Source organism: Edaphobacter aggregans DSM 19364 (assembly GCF_000745965.1).
GTDB lineage: Bacteria > Acidobacteriota > Terriglobia > Terriglobales > Acidobacteriaceae > Edaphobacter > Edaphobacter aggregans.
On sequence record NZ_JQKI01000177.1, the window covers coordinates 1 to 9434 of the forward strand.

6 protein-coding genes are annotated in these 9434 nt (G+C 55.9%); 3 read left to right on the forward strand and 3 right to left on the reverse strand.

The annotated features are described in order from the left end of the window. Positions 1 to 1503, forward strand: a 1503-nt coding sequence (locus Q363_RS28300; RefSeq protein WP_051979458.1) for a glucoamylase family protein, incomplete at its 5' end; no start/stop codon positions are given. Positions 1504 to 1958: 455 nt separating this feature from the next. Continuing rightward, positions 1959 to 2603, forward strand: coding sequence for a CPBP family intramembrane glutamic endopeptidase (locus tag Q363_RS28305; protein ID WP_035357353.1), 645 nt, complete (start codon positions 1959 to 1961; stop codon positions 2601 to 2603). Positions 2604 to 4059: 1456 nt separating this feature from the next. On the opposite strand, the gene Q363_RS28315 is transcribed toward Q363_RS28305, so the two are convergent. Next, positions 4060 to 5328 carry a chloride channel protein gene (locus Q363_RS28315; protein ID WP_035357355.1) on the reverse strand — a complete coding sequence of 423 codons (1269 nt, stop codon included), beginning with the start codon at positions 5326 to 5328 and terminating at the stop codon, positions 4060 to 4062. Between the two features lie 275 nt (positions 5329 to 5603). After that, positions 5604 to 6077, reverse strand: coding sequence for a MarR family winged helix-turn-helix transcriptional regulator (locus tag Q363_RS28320; protein ID WP_051979459.1), 474 nt, complete (start codon positions 6075 to 6077; stop codon positions 5604 to 5606). A gap of 666 nt (positions 6078 to 6743) precedes the next feature. On the opposite strand from Q363_RS28320, the gene Q363_RS28330 reads away from it, so the two are divergent. Continuing rightward, a complete protein-coding gene (locus Q363_RS28330; protein WP_035357359.1) occupies positions 6744 to 8360 on the forward strand; it encodes a Na+/H+ antiporter in 1617 nt (538 codons plus the stop codon). Positions 8361 to 8627: 267 nt separating this feature from the next. Here the strand turns inward: Q363_RS28330 and nhaD are convergent. After that, the coding region (nhaD, locus tag Q363_RS28335) for a sodium:proton antiporter NhaD (RefSeq protein WP_035357361.1) at positions 8628 to 9434 on the reverse strand (807 nt) is incomplete at its 5' end.

Sequence of the window (9434 nt, forward strand, 5' to 3'; positions counted from 1 at the left end):
GATCTCCGCTGGCAGGGCGCGGACGACCCGACAATTGCGCAGTATGTAATCTATCGTTCTCTGAACGGGGGGGCCTATAAGGCGATCGGGGTGCAGCGTTACGGCGTGAACAGATACGCGGACTATGTGGGAGACCCGCATGCGACGGCGAGCTACAAGGTCTCGGCTCGGACCTCGTCGATGGCGGAGTCGTCGATGACGGACGTGGCGACGGCAAAGACGCGGCCAATGACGGACGACGAGTTGCTGACAATGGTCGAGGAGGCGAGCTTCCGCTATTACTGGGAGGCGGCGGAGCCGGTATCAGGCATGGCGTGCGAGTCGCAGCCGGGAGCTGATGATGTCATCGCGCTGGGTGCGAGCGGCTTTGGTGTGATGGCGATGGTGGTCGCAGTCGACCGTGGCTTTATTACGCGTGAGCAAGGCATTGATCGCATGCTCCAGATCACGCGCTTTCTCGAGCGGGCAGACCGATACCACGGAGCATGGCCGCACTTCCTGAGTGGAAGGACAGGACACACCATCGCGGTCTTCGGGATTTACGACGATGGCGCGGACCTGGTAGAGACCTCGTTTTTGATGGAAGGACTGCTGACAGCGCGGCAATACTTCAACGGAGAGAACCCAAAAGAGCGGGAACTGCGTGACAGAATCACGGCACTTTGGCTGAGCGTGGAGTGGGACTGGTTTCGGGCGACGCCGAAGCGGGACGCGCTGTATTGGCATTGGTCACCTGACTACGCCTTCCACATTGCGAATCGGCTTCAGGGCTGGAACGAGGTCATGATCACCTACTTGCTCGCGATCGCTTCCCCCACACACGGTGTTCCCGCCAGTTTGTACTGGACAGGATATGCGCGGGAGGGCACGGGTGGTCTGTACGGGATCAAAAAGACGTACTTCGGGATTCCGCTCGAACAGGGATACGTGGAGGGATCACCCGGGCCGTTGTTCTTCACTCAATATTCATACCTGGGATATGATCCGCGCGGCATACGCGATAAATACACCAACTACTTCCGCAACAACCAAAACGAGTCGTTGGTGAGTCAGGCATACTCTGTGGCGAACCCCCAGCACTTCAAAGGTTATGGCGCGGATAGCTGGGGCCTGACGGCGGTAGACGGGCCGAACGACAGGTATCACGAGTACAAACCATTTGCCACGGACGACGGAACGATTGCGCCCACGGGAGCAATCAGCGCGTATGCATATACGCCGAATGCCTCCATGGCGGCGTTGAAGCACTGGTACCGCGACCTTGGGGCCCAGCTGTGGGACATCTACGGCTTTCGCGATGCATTCAACGAGCAGGAGAACTGGTCTTCGGGAATCACGATGGGACTGAACCAGGCGCCACAGACTGTGATGATAGAGAACGGGCGCACAGGGCTGGTGTGGCGCACGTTTATGTCCAACCCCGAGATTCGGCCGATGCAACAATCGATTGGGCTCATGCCGGATAGGGACATTTTTCCGGATTCGGGAGCTTCATCGCGGTGAAAAGTGGGCCCTTGAAAGTGACATTGATGGACTGATGAACAAGGCGCAGACGTATAGGGTTCAAACGACTTCGGATGGGCGCTCAAAGCCTCTCTTGAGACCGTTCAGAAAAATTGACGTAACCACGCGGGCGGCCGGGTTCTGCTTCGCGATTTTGGCTACTTTCCGGAACGGGGTTGCCGGCAACTTCGCGTCCCGTCGATTCAGACGCTAATGAACTTGCCGCAAACCCGACTTTGGGGGCACTACGGGATTTTTCGGGACAGACCGTCGCCCGTTAACAAATTGCCCGTTTCCTTCATGGCCATCATCTCCGGCCTTCTTATTGCTCTTGTCGCCGCCAACGTGTGGCCGCTGTTGCTCCTAACCTTGGCGTGCCACTCGCTGCAATCGCCGAGGCGATATTCCTCGGACTTTATCTCTGGTGGGCAAGCGGCGGAGGGCCTCCACGCACGATGCAAGCTGCACGTGCCACAGCGTTCCGCCGCGGCACACTTTCGCCCACGCAATGGTTTTGGGGCCTTATCGCCGCGTTCTTTTTTGCCGCGACGATCCATGCCTCAATTGTTTTACTGTTCCGCTTTGTGTCCTTTCCGATGGCGGCGTTTCGACACGGTTATGATTTTTCCTTTATCCCCTCCCGGTCTCAAAGGTGGCTGGCACTGGTGGTCTCTGCCACATCGGCGGGGATTTGCGAAGAAACCGGCTTTCGTGGGTACATGCAGCGCCCCATCGAACAGCGCCATGGAGCGCCGGTTGCGATTCTGATTTCCTCGCTCTTCTTCATGGCGCTGCATCTCAACAAAGCCTGGGTAACGCCGGGGATGGTCCCCGTCGTGTTTGGCGCAGGCGTACTGCTAGGGCTTCTTGCCTGGTCCTCTGGATCGCTTATTCCGGGAATGATCGGTCACATCATGATGGACATTGGGCTGTTCGCCTATTGGTGGACCGGTATCGCCGGCGGCTTTACCACGCGGCCGATCACTGAGACCGGCGTGGATCGGTCTTTCCTCATCGCGTGCGCCGTGTTTGCGACCTCGCTTCTTATTGTGCTGCTTGCGATATCGAGGCTGCGGCGAGAAGTTCTGTCAGTAGATTGACTTACTTCGGACGGTCGCGGAGATCACGCGCTTAGTCTTAGCCACATTTAGCACACTGAGTTTGGTGGTCATGGAGTGCTCGACGAGCCGAGGCTAGGTGCCTCCGTGCCAACTCGAACCGTTCACGCCTCTCCAGGAATGATGGAGACGGATTCGTCATGGCATTTTCGGCTGCCGTGCGCTCCGTCTCAGCCTCAACGAATAGCGTCTTCAGTTCCGCACAGAGTTGTGGATCCGACATCGTCAGAATTACCTACGCTCGACCCTGAAGATCGGGGAGAGTTTCTCAGTTCCGGCCGCAATCTCTCGTCGCAAGTAGCTAAGGGCAGGCTCGGAAAGAAGATACCGGCTGGTGATCCATTTCTGTGGATCATGATCGCCCGCCAATTGAGCGACCTCCGTGTACCGTCCCCCCACAATTTCTTCGACGGAATACGTGTTCTGCGAACACAATGTTATGACGAGAGTAATAAGCGTGCTCCTGATCTATTTATTGCATGAAAATGTGGCCAGCATAAAGGTATTCGCTACGTTCGATGGGAGAGCAATGCCTTTTGGTCTTTCTCCTGAGACCTGCTCCGGAGCACGAGATAGATGCTATACAGTCCGCAAACGATAGGCATTCCTACCAGTATCCATAGGAAATTCATAGTTCCTCCGTCAATCCCAACCGGCGAGGATGAGCACCTTGAGTCGTCTCTGCAGCTCTCGAACTCAAAGCATGGCGGTGCAACATCTGGCACTCTGTCGCCGGTGTAGTTAGTGGCGTAGAGGAGGAGGTCTCAGGAAGGAATGAATATCGGACAAGTAGATAGAGCGAAGAAGGGGCACACCGATTCGTTGTCCCCGTCCCATAATTAAGGTCACTCCAGAGGCAATCGCGGCTACCAATGCGATACGAAACGAGAAGACAAATGCCTTGCCTGAAGGAATCTGACTCTTCCTGGCGATGTGAACAACTTGCTGCTTGCTAATTGCCAGAGTCGCCGCCGAGAGAGTACGTACAGGTGATGGAGGTTTGTAGGACGACAGTCTCGTCTGCATAACCCAAAGAAATATCGCTGCCACGAAGAAAAGTAGAACGACTCTGGTCGTCCAGCTGGTCGATACCTTCATTGTCGTCGCACGGGTTAGCATCCTGCGGCCTCGCACGTTCGGTTCCTCGCAACCGCGAATACCGAACGAATGGATTATATGCCTTTGGACCCGCGCTCAGGCAAGCTACCGAGGACTGTAAAGCCCCCAAATTCTCGTGTGGGACATTCCGGAATCGAGGGAGACACTCTGTACGGAGAGGCCTAACCTGCGCGATTCAGAAGGCGTCTCGATGGTGGCAACTTACGCTCATGGTCTCCTGAGCATGACCGCGGGGTTGAGAAGGTCACACGATTGCGGGAAACGAAGCTGAAAGCATCTGCGCGCTAACCAGCCAAAGACCGAGAATCCAAGCAGGTTGTCAGCCGACCGCTCCGACAGTCATGACCGGTACGGGCTCATTGTCTGGCGGATCTATCGGGCCGCCTCCGTGGGGCAGATAGATGTTGTCTTGTGCCAGTAACGCTTCATAGACAGGAATGTGACGCCAATGGCGGGCAAGGGCGAAGGCGCTCATGTTGGCGATCATCAACGGTAGAACCAGGCCGTAACCGCCCGTCATTTCAAAGATGATTAGCACCGAGGTCATGGGGGCCCGCACTATGCCGGCGAAGACAGCTCCCATACCGACTACTGCGAAGGCGCCGATGGAGTCGGCTGAGTGATGGAACACGATCACGTCCAGGTAGCCCACCGCGCCGCCCAGCATGGCGCCCATAAAGAGCGCCGGTGCAAAGATGCCGCCGGAGCCCCCGCTGGAGTAGGAACTGACGGTGGAAGCAAGCTTTAGGACACAAAAGACCGCCATTGCGGTCACCGTCATTTTGCCTGTGAGCGCCAAGGTGAGCGTCTTATAGGGATCGCCGGCGATGCCATTGAGGTGAAAGAGCGCCAGTGCCACAGACGCAATGCCGCCCGTGGCTGCGCCGCCAATGGCTGGGTGCACCCAGCGAGGTACATCCGTCAGCCGACGGAACCAGGCCCGAAGGCCCAGCAGCGAATCGGTGAAGGCGACCGAGACAATGGCCGCGAGCAGGCCCAGTACCGCGTACCACACCAGTGATGAGGAGTTGGTAAGCGTGTAGTTGGCCTGCAAATGAAAGACCGGATTGGAGCCCAGAATCGAATGTTCGACAACGGCAGCCAGCGCGGCGGCGACGATGACACCAGAAAGCATGGTCTGGTCGAGGTCACCGATTAGTTCCTCAAGAGTGAAGGTGACGGCGGCGATAGGCGCGTTAAATGCAGCGGCAATGCCCGCCGACATGCCCACCGAAGCCATGCGCCGAGTGTTCTGCGGTCCTAGTCGGGCGAGACGGGCCAGCATACTGCTGACACCGGCGCACACTTGCACAGTGGGTCCTTCAAGTCCCAGCGAAGCTCCAGAGCCGATCTGGATAGCGCACAAAACGAACTTGCCTATTGTTTCACGGACAGTGACTTTGCCGTGCCGCAGAGCGTAAGCCACCTTCACCTGAGGAATACCGCTACCGGCAGCCGCCGGAGCGAAATACGTAAGACCGATGCCGGCAATCAGCCCCCCGATAGTGGGAGAAAGGATGGTCCACCATATCCAGCTGTGCCCCGGAGCGGCGTTGGCACGTTCGATGAACAGAACTTCAAGCTTCATGATGCTCAAGTGAAAAGCAACGGCAGCCAGTCCACATAATCCGCCGGCCAGAATGGTCACTGCCAGAAGGCGCTGTCGCTCACTAGGCATGCGGCGTAGCAGCCAAGAGTAAAAACGTGCATAAAGCCCAGGAAATCTCGCCCAGAAACTGGGTTTCGACACATCCTGACTGGGTGAAGGAGTCACAGGATCAACATAGGAGGACATATAAAGAGCCGCTCATTTCTTGGGTAGCAGCAACCAACACTGCAAAGACATTCATCAGCACCATGCGGCTATCGGCGTAGTAATCTCAAAATCCCTCTTTGCGTAGCGATCTGCTCTTCCTTGCTTTGAGCCAGCAACAATTTCAGCGCACGCATAATCTTGTCGCCGTGTGCGTCTAGCTCCGCCAAGTGTGCCGGCACAAGCCGAGCAAGAACTTCCTCCCCCTTAGGGGTAAGGACAACCAGTGAACGGCGAAGATCTTCCGGATCGATCTTCCGTTTCACCAAGCCAGATCGCGCCGCACGGTCGACCAGTTCCACAGCGCTATTGTGCCGCAGAACCATCCGCTCCGCGACGAAACCTATGGAAGCCTCCGCCCCGTCCGGCGCCGTGGCGATCACCTGGAGGAGCTGATAGTGCTGCACGGAGACACCCTCTTCTAGTGAGGCCTTCTCGCTAAAGCTCAGGAAAAGACGAAGCGCATATCGAAACTCCGCAAGGGTGTTGAGCCTCGATGTTGACAACGAGATATTTTCAGGCATGGTCACATCCTAGGTGTATTATATCTTATTACGACTTATAACTAGTCGGAGCACGAGGTGATCGATTGTCACCATGCAACACAACTCGGTCCTCACGCACCTTCATCAGGATGTTTGTGGCAGTAGATATTTACTGCAGCGCATGTCACCAAAACCGAGTCTCAATTGGCGATAAATCGTCAACTCACTCATCGACAGATGCCTGCTACCAAAGCGGTCTTCGCGATGATTGTGATTTCGGGAAAAGGTGGTTCAAAGCAGGCCATGTAAATGACAGAGTATGGAAAGCATGGAAAGCCATAAGGCCGGCTTCCCACCCTTCCCACACTCCTTGGAAATCCCTTCGGAGTGTGCCTTCTGGAAGCACTATCTCTTTCTGCGTGGGATCGAGCAGCAAAATGGGCCATTTGGAACAATCAGGGTGTCAGTACACCAAGACGTAAAAAATAGCCGGTTTTACGTCCAGGTGGACTGGATTTGTAAACACTGGCCGACATTTCAGTACTAATCGGTTCCTCACCAACTGAGCCGCAACCATTTCTTGCGATGAGAAACGTGTATTGGCAGCTTCGTCTGCTCTCTTCTGGCGAGATAATAAGACATGCTCTTCGCGTTTTACTTCGGCAGCCGATGTGTGATCGTGGTCGGCCTCGGGCAGGGGGGCTAATGCAGCCTGGCTCAGGGGTGCAGTCGGTTGAGGCAGTTTTTCTCCTATTGCTGGTGTTTGTAGCTGTTTTTGCGGGGCTGGCTCGACGACTCAAGATTGCTTATCCGATCCTATTGGTGATTGCAGGGCTGGTGTTGAGCCTTCTGCCGGGAATGCCGCTGATTGGCCTGGATCCGAATCTTGTGTTTCTAGTGTTTTTGCCTCCGCTTCTTTATTCAGCGGCGTGGACGCTGTCGTGGAGGGAGTTCCAGCGGAACTTCGTCAGCATAGCGATGCTTGCGGTGGGGCTAGTGTTTTTCACGATTCTAGGACTGGCGCTGATGGCGGGGTCGTTGCTACCAGGCTTCGATTGGAGATCCGCCGTGCTGCTGGGAGCGGTAGTGGCGGCGACGGATGCGATCGCGACAACGTCGATTGCGCGGCGAGTTGGGCTGCCACAAAGAATAGTGGACCTTCTCGAAGCGGAGAGCCTCGTGAACGATGGCACTGGCCTGCTGGCGCTGCAATTTGGCTTGCTGATGCTGATGACGGGGCGGACACCGTCGATAATCGAGGGAGTCGGTCGGCTAGTGTTTTTGACTTGCGGAGGCGTGCTGATTGGCCTGGCAATCGGAGCTGCGGTGGCGTGGTTTGAGAGATGGGTGGACGACGGGCCGATTGAGATTGTAATCAGTATTCTCGTACCCTATGCGACTTATCTCCTAGGCGATCGAGCGCATGTATCAGGCGTGATCGCCGTGATCGCATGCAGCATGTATATGAGCCGCAAGAGTTCGGGCAACATGTCACCGCAGGTGCGGCTGCAGGCGACAGCGGTATGGGATGCGCTGACGTTCGCCGTGAACGGAATTGTGTTTGTGCTGATCGGGCTGCAGCTGCCGTATGTGATGGGCCAAATCAGCGGTATGAGCCGCGTTGTGCTGATGGAGTATGGGGTTGGCTTCAGCGCAGTGATGATCGCGGTGCGAATGGTATGGGTATATGGAGAAACCTATATCGCCTACGCGGTCCAGCGTTGGGCCCAGAAGGTCGAGGTGGAGAAGCCGGCACCGCGAAGATTGTTTGTGATTGGCTGGGGTGGAATGCGTGGGGTATTGTCGCTGGCCGCGGCGGTGTCGTTGCCGTACGCGCTGCCTGATGGAAGCACATTTCCGCAGAGAAGCATGATCATCTATCTGGCCTTTTGCTTGATTGTGGCGACATTGGTGGTCCAGGGACTGACGCTGCCATGGCTCATTCGAAGGCTGGGATTATCAGAGCCTATTGGCATGAAAGCTGAGGAGCAGGACGCGCGGCGTGTGTTGCTACGAGAAGCTCTGGTGCATCTCGACAGGAAGCGGTCGAAAAATCGGGATCAGTCAGCGATGCTTGGTGAGTTGATTGCGGGCTATCAGCAACGGCTGGACGCGGTGCCAGCAGATCGGGAGCGCGTGGAGGGGCTCGTGGATTCGACGCTGCGGAGCACTGCAATCCTGGAGGTGCTTCACGCGGAGCGAGTTGCTCTGCTCCGGTTGTGGGACGAGGGACACATTGATGATGATGTGCTTAGGACGCTGCAGCGGGATCTCGACTTAGAGGAGAGTCGCGTGCACACGGGCTCGGCTGTAGTGCGCTAGAATCGGCTCTCGCAAGTAAGGAGGGCTTCGCCTTCGCGGGCGCGGCATCCGGTTTTGCGATTAGTACCGAGAAACGATAGAACCCTATCAGGGCTGCCCCCGGGGATGCATTCGAGGTACAGAAACTCCATCATTTGTTGTAGATGGTGAGATCGTGACCCTCGAACATGACGTCACGCTGGATGGCGCAAACACCTACCATCTGGCCGTGCCGCCTCATGTGAGAAACACGGAAAATGAAGAAGGTGTGTTCACACCCTCTTCGGCTCATTTGAACGTTGACGCATTGATGTAGATATGGGCTGCAATTCCTGAGGCATACCCGAGAAGAATGGCCCAACTCCATTTCAAATGCGAAAAGAATGTGTAGGTGTCTCTTCTGAGGCCCATGAGAGCTACGCCTGCCGCCGATCCTATTGATAGAAGCGAGCCGCCAATGCCAGCGGCGAGCGTGAGGAGGAGCCATTGGCCCATATCCATATGCGGCATCATAGTGAGGACGGCATAGGTAAGCGGGATATTGTCGATGATGGCCGATAGGACCCCGATGAGGATGTTCGCGGTTGTGTATCCCAGCCCTGTATAGAGAATCGACGACAAGCCATTCAGATATCCGATAGCGCCCAGACCTCCCACGCAGAGCATGATTCCATAGAAAAAGAGAAACGTGTCCCACTCGACCATCCGGAGAATATTGAAGATACTGAACGGCTCCCTGTGCTCAGATCTTCTCTCAAACTCATCGTTCTGTGCGGAGTCGGGAATACTCTCTGCGAATACTTTCGATTCGTGACGATGTAAAAAGTATGAGTACAGATTCAGTGCCCCTAAACCTAACATCATTCCAAGGAAGGGTGGCAGATGCAGAGTGTGATGAAGCAGGACGGTCACAACAATCGTGCTCAGAAGCATCGCGGCAACTACGTATCCACCCTTCCGAACGCGCACATTGCTTCGCTCGAGAGGTACGCTTCTTCCACTGATCGTGAAGGAGATGATGACAGCCGGAACAAGCCAGCTGATAAGTGCAGGAACAAAGAGAGCAAAAAACGCACCGAATGGAACTACGCCCTT

Bases quoted from the DNA above. Each gene is read 5' to 3' on its own strand.
- Q363_RS28305 (WP_035357353.1), top strand. From the start codon at position 1,959: ATGCAAGCTGCACGTGCCACAGCGTTCCGCCGCGGCACACTTTCGCCC.
- Q363_RS28315 (WP_035357355.1), bottom strand. From the start codon at position 5,328: ATGAAGCTTGAAGTTCTGTTCATCGAACGTGCCAACGCCGCTCCGGGG.
- Q363_RS28320 (WP_051979459.1), bottom strand. From the start codon at position 6,077: ATGCCTGAAAATATCTCGTTGTCAACATCGAGGCTCAACACCCTTGCG.
- Q363_RS28330 (WP_035357359.1), top strand. From the start codon at position 6,744: ATGCAGCCTGGCTCAGGGGTGCAGTCGGTTGAGGCAGTTTTTCTCCTA.